The organism is Microbulbifer mangrovi (assembly GCF_002009015.1).
Classification (GTDB): Bacteria; Pseudomonadota; Gammaproteobacteria; order Pseudomonadales; family Cellvibrionaceae; genus Microbulbifer; species Microbulbifer mangrovi.
In genome coordinates this window covers 1-15,659 of the sequence record NZ_LZDE01000249.1, presented here as the reverse complement: position 1 = coordinate 15,659, position 15,659 = coordinate 1, and the positions used below count along the sequence as shown (strand labels likewise).

Sequence of the window (15,659 nt, the reverse complement as noted above, 5' to 3'; positions counted from 1 at the left end):
GACGCAGCGTACAGGGATGTATTGAAGGGGGGCGCCTAGCCCGGTTTTGAAGTGCGCTCCCTGTCGATTCGACGCCACACAAGGAAATTAGAGCTTTCGCCCAAGCCTACGAAGCACTCTTCAAAAAAGCCAGCATCCAGCGCGCTACTGCACTGGTGTGGATATCGTTGGTGAGCGAGGCCTTACCCTTCTCCACCATATCTGCCCCAAATACCTCCTCGCGAAGCTCCATCAATCCTTTCGAGTAAGGCTTGGTAAACTCCGGATGCGCCTGCATGGTAAGCATGTGCTCACCAACCTGCAGCAGTGCATAAGGACAGAAATCACTGGAGGCGATGACCTTTGTACCCGGCGCCGGCGCCACCACCTGATCCTGATGGCTCACCAGCAGGCTGAAAGACGCCTGTGGCTCCACCATCCACGCAGGTGTCTCCTGAATCTCGTAACTGTGCACCCCCACACCCCAGCCCTTCTCGGACTTGCGCGTCTCCCCACCCAGCGCATGGGCAATCAACTGGTGACCAAAGCAGATACCCAGGGTCGGCTTCTCACGCTTGTGCAGTTCGCGCACAAACTCCATCAGTGGTGCAATCCAGGGCTGGTCATCGTAAACACCGGTTTTACTGCCGGTAATCAGGTAGGCATCCACCTCATCAATATCGTCCGGGTAGTGGCCGTGCTGCACCTCATAAGTCACAAACTCCAGAGAAGGGTCCTCGCGGCGTAGCAGATCCGCAAACATCTCCGGATACTCACCGAACTCACCCACCAACTGCTCACGCACGTCATCGGTCTTCAGAACACCAATCTTCATAACTACTCCAGCAGGATTCCATGCAGCCGGGCCTCAACGTACCAAGTGGAGGACCCTATTTGTGATCACATTATTATGCGCCGCTCCGCGCCCGGCAACCCGCAACAGGCTGACACGGGAATAAACGCAAAAATATTGCGCAACCAAAGTCCCGGCTAGACTAAAAGTGTTGCGCTTATCCCCTTAGAAGTTCAAGGAGCGAACTCATGAAAGCAGCCAATAAGGCCGCCATACTCACCGCCGCCCTGCTGGCAGCCACACTCGGTGCCAATCAATGCCTGGCAGATTACGAACAGGGTGACATTGTCGTCCGCATCGGCTGGGGCCTCGTGGATCCCGATGACGAATCTGAACTGCTGCTCATCGACAGCAGTGTGCGCCTGCCTGATACCCGGGTATACGTGGACGATGGCGACAGCGCCACCTTCACCGGCACTTGGCTATTCGCCGATCACTTCGGCCTCGGCCTGCTCGCCGCACTACCCTTCGAGCACGATCTCGCTGTTGGTGGCCTGCCCAACCCGGACGGTGGCGTGCTGGGCAAAGTGGACCTCGGCAGTATTGAGCATCTGCCGCCAACCCTGACGGTACAGTGGTTCCCGGTGTGCAAGGAGTCCTGGGTACAGCCCTACGTTGGTATCGGGGTCAACTTCACTACCTTTATGGATGAAGACATCAGTAATGTGGCCCAGAAGTATTTTGAGGATGCACTCGGAGCCCTTAGCAATGCGAACCTGAAACTGGACGACTCCTGGGGTCTCGCCGGAGAGCTGGGTATAGACATCATGTTCGGCCGCGACAGTAACTGGCTGTTCAATGCCGCGGTGTGGTACCTGGATATCGATACCGATGCCAAAATCAGTTTCCGCAATGACCAGGGTTATCGCACCCGTATCACGACCGATGTGGATATCGATCCCTTTGTGTACTCTGTCGGTCTCGGCTACAAGTTCTAGTTTATTTCCGGTCGGTCACACCTGTGGCCGACCGGGATAATCCCCGCGCTCACCACGCCCCCGATAGGCCCCGGGCCTCGCGTCTCTCCTCCACTACAATTGCCTTGTCCACACCGCCGCTGGCAGCGTATACCCTGTATGCCAGATAATTAGGCTGGACATTGCGCCAAATCCGCAATTAGCGAAAATAAAAAACGATCCTCCGCCACGAAAAGGCATCGCTGTCATTTCTCATGTATGATTGCGCGCCAACTGATTAAATTTTGGCCGGCAGGCAACTTCACAGGAGAAATAATGACGACATCCACCTCCCCCAGTGACATCCAGCCCGCCGGCTCCGGAAAAAAGACGGCGTTTACCCGCTTCCTAGATACCGTGGAATGGCTGGGTAACCTGCTGCCGCACCCGATTACCCTGTTCGCCATGTTTGCCGTGGGTGTGGTTATCCTCAGTGGCATCGCCTCCTACTTCGGTCTGTCGGTGGTAGATCCGCGTCCGGAAGGCGCTGCAGGGCGCTCGGCAGATGGCGTGATCCACGTGGTCAACCTGCTGTCCGGGGAGGGACTCAGGACCATCGTCACCACCCTGGTGACCAACTTCACCGGCTTCGCCCCCCTGGGCACAGTGCTGGTGGCTCTGCTGGGCGTGGGTATTGCCGAGCACTCCGGACTGCTGTCCGCCGCCGTGCGCGGCATGGTGCTGAAAGCATCCAAGCGCACGGTGACCGTGATCGTGGTATTCGCCGGCATCATCTCCAACACAGCCTCCGAGCTGGGCTATGTAGTGCTTATCCCGCTGGCCGCAATGATCTTCCACTCCCTCGGCCGCCATCCGCTGGCCGGTCTCGCCGCAGCCTTTGCCGGTGTCTCCGGCGGCTACAGCGCCAACCTGCTGCTGGGCACCGTGGACCCGCTGCTGTCCGGCATTACCGAATCCGCCGCGCATATGATCGACCCCAACTATGTGGTCGGCCCGGAGGTGAACTGGTACTTCATGATCGTCAGCACCTTCCTGATCACCATCGTTGGCAGCTGGGTGACCCTCGCGATCGTGGAACCGAAGCTGGGCAAATACGACAACAGCGAAGCCTCGGTGGATCTGTCCAAGGACAAGATGACCGAACTCACCCCCGAGGAAAAACGCGGGCTCAAGTTCGCCGGTCTCGCGGTACTGGGTGTGTGCGGCTTGCTGGCACTCACCATCGTTCCCGAGTGGGGCGTGCTGCGCAATCAGGAGACCGGCCTGGTGGCGGGCTCCCCCTTCCTGAAAGGCATCGTGGCACTGATCGTGGTGTTCTTCGCGATTCCGGGCTTTGTCTATGGCAAAACCGTGGGCACCATGAACAATGACCGCGACGTGATCGACGCCATGTCCAAGAGCATGGGCACCATGGGCATGTACATCGTGCTGGTGTTCTTTGCCGCGCAGTTTGTGGCTTTCTTCAAAATGACCAACCTGGGCACCATCTTCGCGGTGCTCGGTGCCGAGGCCCTGCAGAGCATTGGCCTCACCGGCCCGCTGCTGTTCGTGTTCTTTATCCTGATGTGCGGCATCGTGAACCTCAGCCTGGGCAGCGCATCCGCCCAGTGGGCAGTCACGGCACCGATCTTCGTGCCCATGCTGATGCTGCTCGGCTATGCGCCGGAGGTAATCCAGGCCGCCTATCGTATCGGTGATTCGGTCACCAATATCATCACTCCGATGATGAGCTACTTCGGCCTTATCGTGTCCTTCGCCACTCGCTACAAAAAAGACCTGGGCATCGGTACCCTGATTGCGACCATGATCCCCTACTCGATCTTCTTCTTTATCGGCTGGACCGCACTCTTCTTCCTGTGGGTGTTTGTGGCCGGCATGCCGGTCGGCCCGGGCGCGGCAACTTACTTCAATATGTAAGCGCTCGCCCCACCTTCACCCTTCCGAAACCGCGCCCCTGGGCGCGGTTTCTTTTTGTCTGCCACCCTGTAAAATCGGCCAGACCAAATAAAATAACGGTAAGACAGGAAGGCACAGCCTTCCGCCGATGAAGGAGTGAAGCTTGAACAAGAATAAACTGCAGGCCGCCCTGCTATCCCTGCTGCTGGGCGCCGCCGCCAGCCAGGCTCAGAATCCGCTGGACTTCGGCAGCGATATCAAAACCGCCGACCCCTCCGGCCACGTGTGGCAAGACGGCAAGATGTACCTCTACACCTCCCACGACGAGGAGTGTCAGGAAGACTTCTGGATGAAGAACTGGCACGTCTTCTCATCGGAAGACCTGGTGAACTGGGAAGACCACGGCGCAGTGCTATCTGTGGATGAGCTGAGCTGGGCAGACAATTATGCCTGGGCACCGGATGCGGCCTACAAGAACGGCAAGTACTACCTGGTATTCCCCGCCGGCACCGGCCACAAGGATCGGGTTAACCCGCAGAAAAGCACCAAGTGGATGGGGATCGGCATCGCTGTCAGCGACTCTCCCACCGGCCCATTCAAGGATGCCATCGGCGGCCCCCTGTGGCGCGAGCCCTACGCCAACGACCCGGCCCTGTTTGTGGATGACGATGGCAAAGCCTACCTGTATTTCCACGGCACCCAGTTTGACTACTACGTGGCGGAAATGGCCGACGATATGCGGAGCATAAAGGGCGATTTCAAGAAGATGGATATGGGTGGCCACGAACCGAAAATGGAAGGCCCCTGGGTGTTCAAGCGCGGTGACAAGTACTACTTCACCATGCCGGAAAACAACCGCGAACTGGCCTATTACATGTCCGACTCGCCGGTGGGCCCCTGGGAGTACCAGGGGGTGTTTATGGAGCAGGAAAACCAGAGCAACAATCACCACTCCATCGTCGAATACAAGGGGCAGTGGATCCTGTTTTATCACCGCTGGCTGAAGTCACCGGTATCCAGCTGTGAGAAGCGTCAGCGTTACTCCACCGCCGAATACCTGCACTTCAACGAAGACGGCACCATCCGCAAGGTGCAACGCACCGAACAGGGCGTCGCCGACTTCGCAGAACGGGTGAAAACAGCCAGTACTGACTGACGCCGAGTGACCGCCACCGGGCACGCTTCCCCGTGTGGGGGGGCGTGCCCCTCAGCCGCGCTTGCGCGCCAGTTTGTTCAGAAATACCCCGATTTCCCGCTCCACCTGCACATCGCCCTTCTCCTGTGCCACCGCCAGCCCCCTTTCAAAGGCCTCGGCCGCCGCTGCATCATTGCCCAGCGCCATCTCACTGCGCCCGAGCAGCTTCCAGGCCGCAGAGTGGTCCGGCATTTGCTTGACACACTCCCGCAGGTGCTCCGCAGCAGCCTCATAATGCTTTTCATTGAACAGGGCACTGCCCAGGCCAAAGCGCAACAGGGGGGAATCCTTGCCCGCTTCCAGTTGGGCCTGTAGTCGTTCAATGATGGGATTGGTCATGGGGTAATGTCTCCAATTCGCGTTAGACTCGGGTTCAGCGCCACAAGCGCTCCCTGGCAATACCGGTTCGCCGGGCATCGAGCACCGACTACCGACCATAACAACAAGCGATCTGAAATACAGGAACCCCTTGTGAAAAAGACACTGCTTTCTCTGTCCCTGGCCCTGGCCAGCACTTCCACCGTCATCCACGCAGCCCCCACCGACGCAGACAAATACCTGGCGCAAACCGAAGATGAAGTCATCGAGTGGCGTCGCCACCTGCACCAGAACCCGGAGCTGGGCAACCGCGAATTCGAGACCGCCAAATACATCACCGCGCACCTCAAATCCCTGGGCATGGAAGTGGAAACCGGTATCGCCCACACCGGGGTAATCGGCTTCCTCAAAGGCGGCAAACCCGGCCCCACCGTAGCGCTGCGCGCAGATATGGACGCACTGCCAGTCACCGAGGAAGTGGATGTTCCGTTCGCCTCCAAGGCCAAAACCGAATACAACGGCGAGCAAGTAGGTGTGATGCACGCCTGCGGCCACGACACCCACGTCGCCATGCTGATGGGTGCCGCCCAGGTACTGGCCGAGATGAAAGACGAGCTGGCCGGCAACGTGCTGTTTATCTTCCAGCCCGCGGAAGAAGGCGCACCGGATGGCGAGGAAGGCGGTGCGGAACTGATGCTGAAAGAGGGGCTGTTCAAGAAATACAAACCGGACGTCGCATTCGGCCAGCACGTCACCTCCAGCCTGCCGGCGGGCGTTATCGGCTACCGCTCCGGTCCACTGATGGCCAGCTCCGACGAATTCCGCATCAATGTGAAAGGCCGCCAGACCCACGGCTCGCGCCCCTGGGGCGGTGTCGACCCGATCACTGCCGCAGCGCAGATCGTGATGGGCACCCAGACCCTGGTCAGCCGCCAGATCGATATCACCAAGGAACCCGCGGTGGTTTCCTTCGGCGTGATCGACGGCGGTGTGCGCAACAACATCATCCCCGACAGTGTTTACCTGAACGGGACCATCCGCAATTTCGATATGGACAACCGCCAGGAGATTTTCAAACGCCTGAAAACCACCGCCGAACTGATTGCCGAAAGCAGTGGCGCGAAGGCTGAAGTGGAAATTCTGGAGGGCTACCCGGTTACCTCGAACAACCCGGAGCTGACCGAGGCCGCGATCCCGGCCCTGAAAGCCGCCGCCGGCGACAGCAAGGTAATGGTGATCCCGAAAATTACCGGCGCCGAAGACTTCTCATTCTTCGCCAACGAAATTCCCGGTTTTTACTATTTCCTCGGCGTAACCCCGGAAGGAACAAATCCGGCCACCGCAGCCAGCAACCACTCACCGCGTTTCTATGTGGAAGAAAGTGCGCTCAAGGTGGGAACCAAGGCCATTACCCAGTTGACACTGGACTATTTCGCCAGTCAGAACACCCAATAGTTTTCGGGTACTCACAGGCAATAAAAAAGGCGATCAGTGATCGCCTTTTTTATTGCTATCGCTTACGCCGTTTCAGTGCGGCGTTGCGGCCGACGTCGACGCTGGCCCGGCTTTCCGGACGAATTGCCATTCGCGTTGCCGTTAGAGTTGCCGTTAGAGTTACCACCCGCACGATTTCCCGAACGGCCATTGCCGCCGCGACCCTCGCCCCGGGCATTCTCGCTGCGATTGCCCGAACCGCGGTTACCCGTATTACGGTTTCCGCCGGCGGGTTTGCTGCGACCGCCACCGCCGCGACGCACCTGGTTGCCCTTGCCGGGTTTGCCACCGGAGGCCGGCAGCTGATGGTCTGGCTCAAAACCTTCAATCTCTTCCCGCTCGATCGGCTTCTGGATCAGCTTCTCGATATCCCAAAGTTGCTTGGCCTCATCCGCCGAAACCAGGGATACCGCCTGACCACTGGCACCGGCACGACCGGTGCGACCGATACGGTGTACATAATCTTCCGGCACATTGGGCAGGTCGAAGTTCACCACCTGCGGCAACTGATCGATGTCGATTCCGCGCGCAGCGATATCGGTTGCCACGAGAATCTGCACCTTGCCGCTTTTGAAATCCGCCAGGGCCTTGGTGCGCGCATTCTGGCTTTTATTGCCGTGAATCGCCGCCGCCGGAATACGGCTCTGCTCCAGCTGTTTGGCCAGACGGTTTGCGCCGTGTTTGGTACGGCTGAATACCAGCGCCTGATGCCAGCCATTTTCCTTGATAAGGTGACACAGCAGGTTAGCCTTGCGGGACTTGTCCACCGGATGCAGCTTCTGTTGCACGGTCTTGGTGGTGCTGTTGCGCGGGCTCACGTCGATCTCTACCGGGTCGTTTACCAGGCCCTTGGCCAGAGTGCGGATTTCCGGAGAGAAGGTCGCGGAAAACAGCAGGTTCTGACGTTTGGCCGGCAGTACCCGCAGGATTTTCTTGATGTCGTGGATAAAGCCCATGTCCAGCATGCGGTCGGCTTCGTCCAGCACCAGGGTTTCCAGCTTGTCGAACTTGATCGCGCGCTGGTTGTACAGGTCCAGCAGGCGGCCCGGTGTGGCCACGAGAATGTCGGCTCCGCCGCGCAGGCGCATCATTTGCGGGTTGATCTTAACCCCGCCAAATACCACCGAATGACGCATGGGCAGGTACTGGCTGTAGCTCTGTACATTATCGAATACCTGCGCCGCCAACTCGCGGGTCGGGGTCAGAACCAGGGCACGCACCTGATTGTTGCGCGCGCGCTCGCCGGCACTCAGCTTGTGCAGCAGTGGCAGGGTAAAGCCAGCTGTCTTGCCGGTACCGGTCTGTGCCGCCGCCATCACATCGCCACCGCGCATCACTACAGGGATGGCCTGTTCCTGAATCGGCGTGGGGTTGGTATAGCCCTGCTCCGCAACGGCGCGGGCAATTTCCGGCACTAGGCCGAGATCTTCAAATAACATAGAAATTCTTTCTTGAGTGCGGTTAGTGGAACAATCACACCAACCTGCGTGTTACGCCCGAGCCTGTCGCTCCGGGCAAAACTGGAATACTCAGTCCGCCGTGCCCGCTTCAAGGGCCGATGTTCCACGGAGTGAGATTGGTTGCCGCCTGAGGCATTGGCCGAAAGTTCTCTTTCGGCAGGGTGCGGCATTCAGTAGAAAGGGATCAGACACACTGATTAGCACAGTGTTCCAGAAATGAGCCGAAAGTAATTCCGGCCTACAGATGACGCAACTGGCAGTCTCGCCAGCCGCGGCACTATAACACAGCGTGGCAGACTGCCCAGTTTTAATTGTATTTTTGCGTAGCGGACACTTTCTCCCCAGCTTCCAGGCCCTCCATACGGTGGAACCTTTCGATGGAAATTCCCCCACCGTAGAATTTCTCCAATGAGCAACGGGGAGGGCCAACGATGTCTGGTACGAGACGCACTTCATCATTCACGGGACCTGAGCGCACACGCTATTCTGGCAACAGCGAGGATTTCGACGATACCCGCTACACCCTGAGTGACGGTCGCCAGGTAAGCATTCGTCCGGTGCGCCCGTCTGATGGCGACATGGAGCGGGAACTCATTGAGAGCCTGTCCGCTGACTCCAGTCGCATGCGCTTTCTAGGCGGTATTGGTCGAGTCAGCCAGCAACTGATGCATATTCTCAACGACAACGATGCCCAGCACGAGGCCTTTATTGCGCTGCATGAAGACGACTCAGGGAACCTGCACGCCGTGGGCGTGGCCAACTTCGCCTGCGATCCCGATGGACACTCCTGCGAGTGTGCCGTAGTCGTTGCCGACGACTGGCAAAATATGGGCCTGGGAAAACGTTTGCTTCAGGAACTCGTGGACGCGGCCAAGGCAGACGGACTGGATGAAATCTATTCCGTCGAATCCGCGGGCAACAATGCCATCGACCGCGTAGCGCGAGAGCTGGGGTTCAACTGCAAGGCGGACCCGCGCGACTACACAACGGTGCGCTATAGCCTGCAATTGCACTGACCAACGATAGAAACACAGAGAGAGGCACTTACTGCTCGATAGATCGGTGCGGGGCTAAAGTGCTCCGCCCGTGATAGTGACTGGCCTGGTTTACAAACAGATCTGTCCCTTCCAGTCACTCTGGTTTCACATCCACTACACACCTCCGCGACAGACCCACCGCAAATGTCAATTTTTTGACATTCTAGGCGTCAACGGGTTACCTAGAATGACACCAGCGATGGGCCCGGCTTCGCCTGCGAAGAAATTGGGCTATACAACACAATATCTAATAATAATTCGGAGGTTCCCATGGAATCCGGCCCCCTGATCTCGATCGGCCTGCCGATCGCCCTGTTTATCATCATGATCGGTATCGGTCTGACCCTCACCGGTCGTGACTTTCATCAGGTCACCGTCAGGCCAGCAGGTTTGATTTTCGGTACCCTGGCACAAATCATCCTGATGCCCGCGGCGGCATTCGCACTCGCCTGGTCTCTGGAACTGCCACCGGCAATGGCAGTGGGCCTGGTAATTATTGCCGCCTGCCCCGGTGGCACCACCTCCAATTTGTTTACCCTGCTGGCGAAGGGAAATGTCGCGCTGTCCATCGTGCTCACCGTATCCGCAAGCCTCATCACCATCATGACCCTGCCGCTGATCGCCAACTTTGCGCTGAAGCTCTACTTTGGCACCCAGCAGGAAATTTCACTGCCCCTGGGGAAAACCGTTGTAATGCTCTCGGTGATCGTGCTGATACCGGTGGCCATCGGTATGCTTATTAAAGCCTTCCTGCCAAACCTGGCGGCACGGGCCGAGGGCATGGTGAGTGTTTTCGGTGGACTGGTCCTGGCCGCCCTGGTCGTCGGGATCGTATATGGTATCCGCGATCGATTTGTCGACCTGCTGATTCAGGCAGGTCCCGCGACCATCGCGCTCAACATTCTGGGTATTGGTATCGGACTACTGTGCACACGGGTGGTGGGGCTGGGTACCCGGGAGCGCCTCGCGGTCGCCACAGAGCTGGGGATCAAAAACGGGACACTGGGGCTAATGGTCACACTTACCCTTCTGCATTCCAGCGATATGTCCGTACCCTCTGCCATCTACGGCGTAATCATGTTTCCGCTCGGTTTCCTTCTCGCCGCTTACGGGCGCCGCTTGGTAAGGGCCGGTACACCGTCAGAATCCGCAGGGGAAAAGTCCCACCCTGCAGAAGTGGGATAAGTATTTACCCTGCATGTCATTTCACTGGCTCTAAGCGTTCGATAGAGTGGCCTCATAGTAATTTTGAGGCCCTCTCATGACCCAGGCACGTCCTTTCCAGTTCCTCGCACTACTCCTATTCACCGGCTTCCTGTCGGCGCTTGGCGCCGGCAACACGACTGCAGCGGATGCGCCAGATACACATTTCCCGGAATCGCCTTCCTCAGAAGCTCTGCCCACCCCTGTCGAGTACCGGGACGTTCAGTGGGCGCAGGCAGGGAATAAAACCCTCACCACGGATATTTTCGTGCCGAATACCGGGCGCAAGCGGTATCCGGTAGTGGTGATCTTTCACGGTGGCGGCTGGCTGATTAACGACAATCGCATCATGGATGCGACCGCCAGGTACCTGGCCCGCCACGGTGAGTTTGTCGTGGCAAATATGAACTACCGATTACTGGGGGATAACCAGAACACCACCACCATGGACGATATCGTGGGGGATGTGCTCGGTGGCGTGTTGTGGGTGAAGGAACATATTTCCGCATACCGGGGAAACCCGGGCCAGATCGCGGTTACTGGAGACAGTGCCGGTGGCCACCTGAGCGCGATGGTGGTACTGGCGGCAAATAACCTGAGCGGCGAGGCGTTCTCTGCAGAAAACCTCGCATTCCGTCCCACCTATATCCCCGCGGGAAAAACGCCAGAGCAGATAGCGGATAACGGCGAGTTGCAGGTCCAGGCGGCCGTATTCAGTTACGGAGCATTCGACCTCTACCGTGCGGCCCAGGCTGGGTTTGAGTCACCCGGTAATATTTTCTGGAAGCTGGGCAACAGTGAGCCACGCGGCATTATGGGCAAGGCGGTAACGGTAGACAGCGCGCCGGAGCTCTACAAAGCGGTGTCACCGGTTTACCTTATCCCCGACGCCAGGGACAGAAAGCTACCGCCGATATTTGCCCATGTAGGCAGCAAGGACACCACGACACCGCCGAGCGCGGTAAAGACCTTCGTCGACAAGCTGGTAGCGGCCGGGCAGCCTGTCCGGTTCAAAGAATATCCCGGAAAAAACCACGCGTTTCTGGATACCGGGTGTAATGAGTTTCTCGGCAACTGCTTTGACAAAGACGCCCCGGAAACACTGGATGATATGATTGAATTTTTACAGGCACATCTGGAATGAAGGGCAAGGGCAATCGCAGCCGAAGCCGGACCTGCTCGCCCCCGGTCAATCCAGCCTATCTACATACTGGCTCAAGCGCTCAGGATCGCTAATGGTCACACGACCGTAGGCGAACTCGATCAGCCCCTGAGCCTCGATATTCTTGAGCACCCGGTGCACGCCCTGCCGGGTCATTCCCATCATATTGGCGAGTAACTCGCGGGTCAGGGCAAAGCTCACCGCGACATTGCCGTCCTGTCCACTGTGGTTGTGCATCTGCGCCAGAAACAGTAATCGCCTCCCGATACGCGCTTCCGTTCCGCGCAGGACATCGTCCTGAATCACCGACATCGCGGACCAAAGACGCCGGCTGACCTGGTCCAGAGCGACGGGGTAGGCCTCCGGGTTATCCCTCAGTGTGGCTCGCAGCACCTCCCCCTGGATTTCGAACACCTGGCAGTCCTCGTGTGCCGTAGCGCCGAACACCCGCGGCATTCCCGGGGAGAAAACCGTGTCGCCAAACCAGGCACCGACATCGAGAATCGCGAGAATCGCCTCGCGCCCGGCGATATTGCTGGCGCAAATCCGGACCCGCCCGTGGGCAATGATGCACAGGCTGCTCTGCAGTGCGCCCGGGGGATAAATAATCTCCCCGGCACCATACGCCCGATTGCGGGCCTGCTCGGCCAGAGTGAGCTTGGCCGGCCCGGGGAGCCCCTCGAGTAACGGACAGGTTTCGATAACGGAAAGAACGTCATTCATTGGCCAAGTGTAAACAAATTGACAGTCAGTAACGCAGCTCAATTTCTAGAATGTGGCCATCGGCAAACAAAAAAGTACACCCAGAATAATTAAGAGAGAAAACTCCATGCAACCGTCCCCCATACAACAGTCCCCAACCACCCTGGAATCCCTACCCTCGCTGGAAAGCAAGGTAAGCCCTGAGGAATGGCAATTGCGCGTAGACCTCGCTGCCGCCTATCGCCTCGTAGCCCACTACGGGTGGGACGAAATCGTGTTTACCCACCTTTCGGTGCGTATTCCCGGCCCCGAACATCACTTTTTGATCAATCCCTTTGGCGCCCTGTTCGAGGAGATTACTGCCTCCAGCCTGGTCAAAGTGGATATCAATGGCGAAAAGGTGGATGACAGTCCCTTCCCGGTAAACCCCGCGGGATTCACCATTCACAGCGCCATCCACGAGGCGCGCGAGGACGCGCAGTGCGTAATGCACACGCATACTGTGGAAGGCGTCGCTGTAGCCGCACACAGTGAAGGTCTGCTGCCGCTTTCCCAGCAATCACTCTTCCCCCTCGCCAGCCTCGCGTATCACGACTACGAGGGTATTGCGGTGCGCGAGGATGAAAAAGCCCGGCTGGTAAGGGATCTCGGAACTGCCAAGTTCATGATCCTGCGCAATCACGGCCTGCTGACCTGTGCATCCACGGTGGCCGACTGCTTCCTGTTTATGTACCTGCTGCAGAAATCCTGTGAGATTCAGGTGGCGGCACTGGCCGGCAACCGCCCACTGACTCCAGTCCCGCAGGAAATCATCGACAAGATTGTCAGTGAGGGCGACAAGGTCACCAGCAACCAGGGCGGGCTGCTGGCCTGGCCCGGACTGTTGCGCAAGCTCGATCGTATCGATCCCAGCTATCGCCAATAATTGAAGAACGGAGAAACCGATGAATAATAATGCAGAACAAAATCAACCGCAGGCCACTTTCAGCCATATGGAGAACGGCAGCCCGGAAGACTGGCAGTGTATCGCAGAGGCCTTTGGCCCCTTTGCGCAACAGCTGCCACAGAGAATCACCGAGCATCTGAAAATGCTCGACGGCGATTTTGGCGGATTTCCGGTAGACCGGTTAACCCACTGCCTGCAGAGCGCCACCCTGGCACATAAGGCGGGAAAAGATGAAGAGTATGTGGTGTGCGCACTGCTACACGATATCGGCGACACCCTGGGCTCCTACAATCACGCTGACGTGGCAGCGGTTCTGCTGGAACCTTTTGTGAGCGAAGCCAACCACTGGATGATCAAACACCACGCCATTTTCCAGGGCTACTACTTCTTCCACCACCTGGGGATGGAGCGCGATCAGTACAAGCAGTTCGAGGGGCATCCCCACTACGAACGCACCCTGGAATTCGTACGCGAGTTTGACGCGCCCGCATTCGACGCCGAAGCAGAAGTTCTGCCACTGTCGTTTTTTGAACCCATGATCCAGCGGGTTTTCGCCCAACCGAAGAAGTCACTGTACAAGGAAGCGGTGAAAAAATTTGAGGCCAATCAGACAGAAAAAGAAACTGCCTGAAAATCTCTATTGATTCGGACATACCCCCTCCGCAGAGGGGGCACAACGCGGGTCAGAATTCGGCATCGATATCTGGACGAAAGTTGAAATACGAAGTCTCCACCAGAGTTTTGTAAACCCCCTCCACATTCAGCGGGAGCCACTCCCGATACATCGGCAGATCTTTGAACTCTTCCAGCTGGATTTCAGCCTTGAGCGTATCCAGCGTCTTTCCCTGTAACATTCCATCGCGCACGGCAGCATATAGAGCTTTCAGGTATGCCAGGTAACGCTCAACATCCTCCCGCTTGCCAGACTTGCCATGTCCACCGACAAACAGATCAAACTCCGGCCCCGCAAGCACCGCTTCCGTGGAATGGATCATGCCGTGGATATCGTAGCCAATCAGGTTTTTATAGGGCATACGCCCCAGCACTATCCAGTCGACGACATATAAGACATTCGCCGGCAGGAAACGCATGCTCACCGAACCGCGGCCGTTATTGATTCCGTGGTAACGCAACTCTACAGTGCTTGAGCCAAGCTCGATATCCAGGAAATTTTCAAAGGTAATTTCGGCAGGCGCGGTGGGCACCCGAGTCCAGGAAATATCCTCCGCCGCCAGTTCCTGGGCCACCACAACCGCGCCAGCCTCGGCAAATACCTCGCCACCCAGCACGTGATCCACATGATTGTGGCTGTACGCCATGTACTTGATCGGCTGATCAAATCGGGACTCGAGCTCCGAGAGCAACCAACGCGCGGCTTGGGGGCTGATCGGGTCGGTTAGGAAGATACCCTCGTCCGTGACCATAAATACCGAACGGTAATTACCCGCGGTAAAGCGATAGACATTTCCCTTCATGGGTTCTATTGCGAACTTCGGCTCGGACTGCACTGCCGCAGACTGGAGAAAAATAAGTCCCGCGAATAGAATGATAAAAGCTGCCCGCATAACTAGCTCCGAATAGTGACCTACAAAAAATCACTCATTACTGAAAGGTCCAGTCTGGACTCCCTACTCGACCGCGTACCTGATGAATGGTCACAGCCAGCAGCGCAGCGGCTCTAGAACATCCGACCAGGCTTTATTATGTATTTTCTACCCTGAAGAACTGGATACTTAACGGGTACTTCCAGAGCTTTCCTTCGCTTGCGTTAACCGCCCCAATTAGTACAAAAATAATATCCAAGAGCAGCAAAATGAAAAATCCAAAAATTCCGACAATCACAAACACCAGGATAAAGAGAATCACCGAATATATAAGCGCACTAATCATCCAATTGAGAATGACTTTTCCGTGCTTATCGATTTCTTCTGAATGGTCTTTATTAACTGCCCACATGACGATCGGCAACACAAAGCCAGCGCCAGGGACACAGAAACCAGCCAGCTGACTTAGATGCATAAGCATTAAATAGGTATTTTTCTCGAGCCCCCAAGGCTTAAATTCTTCCATGATCCTCTCCAACTACTACTGATGAATAACGCCCCAGCGCCGAAGCAAAATACAAAGCGCCAGCCAATGTTAGCAACTCTACCGCGCACCGCACTTTGGAAGCTTTCCGAATGCTTCATCTGTCAAGCTCAGTGCATTACAGCCAGCCCGCAAACCTTCGAATACCTTCCCGCCACCTAAATACCAGCACGTACACTTCTCTTCGAAAAGAATATTTTCCTTAACCAAAGGAAAATCACATACAACTCCGTCATCTAAGACAGCATATTCCATGCTTTTAGCAGCGTCTTTGCCTTGCGCACCAACGAGACTCGTCATAAACAAAAGGAGTAGAAATGTACAAAAGGAGCCCAAGATGAAACTCAGTAGTAATTTTATCTTCATAAGTTACACAAGCTGCCAACGCTGTCCCGCGGAGGGCCGAAGG

The 15,659-nt window shown here is 57.0% G+C and carries 15 protein-coding genes; 9 read left to right on the top strand and 6 right to left on the bottom strand.

What is annotated here, in order from left to right; all coding sequences use genetic code 11:
• Window positions 1-106: 106 nt before the first annotated feature.
• Complete coding sequence (locus B4U49_RS04295; protein ID WP_078083348.1) at window positions 107-814, bottom strand: glutamine amidotransferase-related protein; 708 nt, start codon at window positions 812-814, stop codon at window positions 107-109.
• Window positions 815-1,020: 206 nt separating this feature from the next.
• On the opposite strand from B4U49_RS04295, the gene B4U49_RS04290 reads away from it, so the two are divergent.
• From B4U49_RS04290 to B4U49_RS04280, 3 genes are all read left to right on the top strand, one after another.
• The gene (locus B4U49_RS04290) at window positions 1,021-1,770 is read left to right on the top strand and encodes an OmpW/AlkL family protein (RefSeq protein ID WP_078083347.1); all 750 of its coding nucleotides are present in this window, start codon (window positions 1,021-1,023) and stop codon (window positions 1,768-1,770) included.
• 294 nt (window positions 1,771-2,064) lie between these two features.
• The gene (locus B4U49_RS04285; RefSeq protein ID WP_078083346.1) at window positions 2,065-3,666 is read left to right on the top strand and encodes an AbgT family transporter; all 1,602 of its coding nucleotides are present in this window, start codon (window positions 2,065-2,067) and stop codon (window positions 3,664-3,666) included.
• Window positions 3,667-3,808: 142 nt separating this feature from the next.
• Window positions 3,809-4,801: a family 43 glycosylhydrolase gene (locus B4U49_RS04280; RefSeq protein WP_078083345.1), complete on the top strand. Its 993-nt coding sequence runs from the start codon at window positions 3,809-3,811 to the stop codon at window positions 4,799-4,801.
• Between the two features lie 51 nt (window positions 4,802-4,852).
• On the opposite strand, the gene B4U49_RS04275 is transcribed toward B4U49_RS04280, so the two are convergent.
• Window positions 4,853-5,179, bottom strand: a complete 327-nt coding sequence (locus B4U49_RS04275) for a tetratricopeptide repeat protein (RefSeq protein ID WP_204902982.1) — start codon at window positions 5,177-5,179, stop codon at window positions 4,853-4,855.
• 132 nt (window positions 5,180-5,311) lie between these two features.
• On the opposite strand from B4U49_RS04275, the gene B4U49_RS04270 reads away from it, so the two are divergent.
• The gene (locus B4U49_RS04270) at window positions 5,312-6,613 is read left to right on the top strand and encodes an amidohydrolase (RefSeq protein WP_078083344.1); all 1,302 of its coding nucleotides are present in this window, start codon (window positions 5,312-5,314) and stop codon (window positions 6,611-6,613) included.
• Between the two features lie 62 nt (window positions 6,614-6,675).
• Here the strand turns inward: B4U49_RS04270 and B4U49_RS04265 are convergent, their stop codons facing one another.
• The gene (locus B4U49_RS04265) at window positions 6,676-8,091 is read right to left on the bottom strand and encodes a DEAD/DEAH box helicase (protein WP_078083343.1); all 1,416 of its coding nucleotides are present in this window, start codon (window positions 8,089-8,091) and stop codon (window positions 6,676-6,678) included.
• 452 nt (window positions 8,092-8,543) lie between these two features.
• On the opposite strand from B4U49_RS04265, the gene B4U49_RS04260 reads away from it, so the two are divergent.
• The 3 genes from B4U49_RS04260 to B4U49_RS04250 all read left to right on the top strand — a co-directional run bounded on the left by B4U49_RS04260 (window position 8,544) and on the right by B4U49_RS04250 (window position 11,496).
• The gene (locus B4U49_RS04260) at window positions 8,544-9,128 is read left to right on the top strand and encodes a GNAT family N-acetyltransferase (protein WP_078083342.1); all 585 of its coding nucleotides are present in this window, start codon (window positions 8,544-8,546) and stop codon (window positions 9,126-9,128) included.
• A gap of 291 nt (window positions 9,129-9,419) precedes the next feature.
• Window positions 9,420-10,334 (top strand): bile acid:sodium symporter family protein, encoded by a 915-nt coding sequence (locus B4U49_RS04255; protein ID WP_078083340.1) that lies wholly within the window; start codon window positions 9,420-9,422, stop codon window positions 10,332-10,334.
• Window positions 10,335-10,410: 76 nt separating this feature from the next.
• On the top strand, window positions 10,411-11,496 hold the full coding sequence (locus B4U49_RS04250) for an alpha/beta hydrolase (protein WP_078083338.1): 1,086 nt from the start codon (window positions 10,411-10,413) through the stop codon (window positions 11,494-11,496).
• 45 nt (window positions 11,497-11,541) lie between these two features.
• Here B4U49_RS04250 and B4U49_RS04245 read toward each other — a convergent pair whose 3' ends face one another.
• Window positions 11,542-12,237 (bottom strand): Crp/Fnr family transcriptional regulator, encoded by a 696-nt coding sequence (locus tag B4U49_RS04245; RefSeq protein ID WP_078083336.1) that lies wholly within the window; start codon window positions 12,235-12,237, stop codon window positions 11,542-11,544.
• Window positions 12,238-12,343: 106 nt separating this feature from the next.
• On the opposite strand from B4U49_RS04245, the gene B4U49_RS04240 reads away from it, so the two are divergent.
• Window positions 12,344-13,141, top strand: a complete 798-nt coding sequence (locus B4U49_RS04240) for a class II aldolase/adducin family protein (protein ID WP_078083335.1) — start codon at window positions 12,344-12,346, stop codon at window positions 13,139-13,141.
• A 19-nt stretch (window positions 13,142-13,160) separates the two neighbouring features.
• A complete protein-coding gene (locus B4U49_RS04235) occupies window positions 13,161-13,793 on the top strand; it encodes an HD domain-containing protein (protein WP_078083334.1) in 633 nt (210 codons plus the stop codon).
• A 52-nt stretch (window positions 13,794-13,845) separates the two neighbouring features.
• Here the strand turns inward: B4U49_RS04235 and B4U49_RS04230 are convergent, their stop codons facing one another.
• Together B4U49_RS04230 and B4U49_RS04225 are read right to left on the bottom strand one after the other, a co-directional pair.
• The gene (locus B4U49_RS04230; RefSeq protein ID WP_204902981.1) at window positions 13,846-14,637 is read right to left on the bottom strand and encodes an MBL fold metallo-hydrolase; all 792 of its coding nucleotides are present in this window, start codon (window positions 14,635-14,637) and stop codon (window positions 13,846-13,848) included.
• A 226-nt stretch (window positions 14,638-14,863) separates the two neighbouring features.
• Window positions 14,864-15,232: a DUF4870 domain-containing protein gene (locus tag B4U49_RS04225; RefSeq protein ID WP_193432810.1), complete on the bottom strand. Its 369-nt coding sequence runs from the start codon at window positions 15,230-15,232 to the stop codon at window positions 14,864-14,866.
• Window positions 15,233-15,659 lie beyond the last annotated feature (427 nt).

What these genes read in the sequence shown, in the direction of transcription:
- B4U49_RS04295 (WP_078083348.1), bottom strand. Translation starts at nt 814, where the DNA reads ATGAAGATTGGTGTTCTGAAGACCGATGACGTGCGTGAGCAGTTGGTG.
- B4U49_RS04290 (WP_078083347.1), top strand. Translation starts at nt 1,021, where the DNA reads ATGAAAGCAGCCAATAAGGCCGCCATACTCACCGCCGCCCTGCTGGCA.
- B4U49_RS04285 (WP_078083346.1), top strand. Translation starts at nt 2,065, where the DNA reads ATGACGACATCCACCTCCCCCAGTGACATCCAGCCCGCCGGCTCCGGA.
- B4U49_RS04275 (WP_204902982.1), bottom strand. Translation starts at nt 5,179, where the DNA reads ATGACCAATCCCATCATTGAACGACTACAGGCCCAACTGGAAGCGGGC.
- B4U49_RS04265 (WP_078083343.1), bottom strand. Translation starts at nt 8,091, where the DNA reads ATGTTATTTGAAGATCTCGGCCTAGTGCCGGAAATTGCCCGCGCCGTT.
- B4U49_RS04260 (WP_078083342.1), top strand. Translation starts at nt 8,544, where the DNA reads ATGTCTGGTACGAGACGCACTTCATCATTCACGGGACCTGAGCGCACA.
- B4U49_RS04255 (WP_078083340.1), top strand. Translation starts at nt 9,420, where the DNA reads ATGGAATCCGGCCCCCTGATCTCGATCGGCCTGCCGATCGCCCTGTTT.
- B4U49_RS04250 (WP_078083338.1), top strand. Translation starts at nt 10,411, where the DNA reads ATGACCCAGGCACGTCCTTTCCAGTTCCTCGCACTACTCCTATTCACC.
- B4U49_RS04245 (WP_078083336.1), bottom strand. Translation starts at nt 12,237, where the DNA reads ATGAATGACGTTCTTTCCGTTATCGAAACCTGTCCGTTACTCGAGGGG.
- B4U49_RS04240 (WP_078083335.1), top strand. Translation starts at nt 12,344, where the DNA reads ATGCAACCGTCCCCCATACAACAGTCCCCAACCACCCTGGAATCCCTA.
- B4U49_RS04235 (WP_078083334.1), top strand. Translation starts at nt 13,161, where the DNA reads ATGAATAATAATGCAGAACAAAATCAACCGCAGGCCACTTTCAGCCAT.
- B4U49_RS04230 (WP_204902981.1), bottom strand. Translation starts at nt 14,637, where the DNA reads ATGAAGGGAAATGTCTATCGCTTTACCGCGGGTAATTACCGTTCGGTA.
- B4U49_RS04225 (WP_193432810.1), bottom strand. Translation starts at nt 15,232, where the DNA reads ATGGAAGAATTTAAGCCTTGGGGGCTCGAGAAAAATACCTATTTAATG.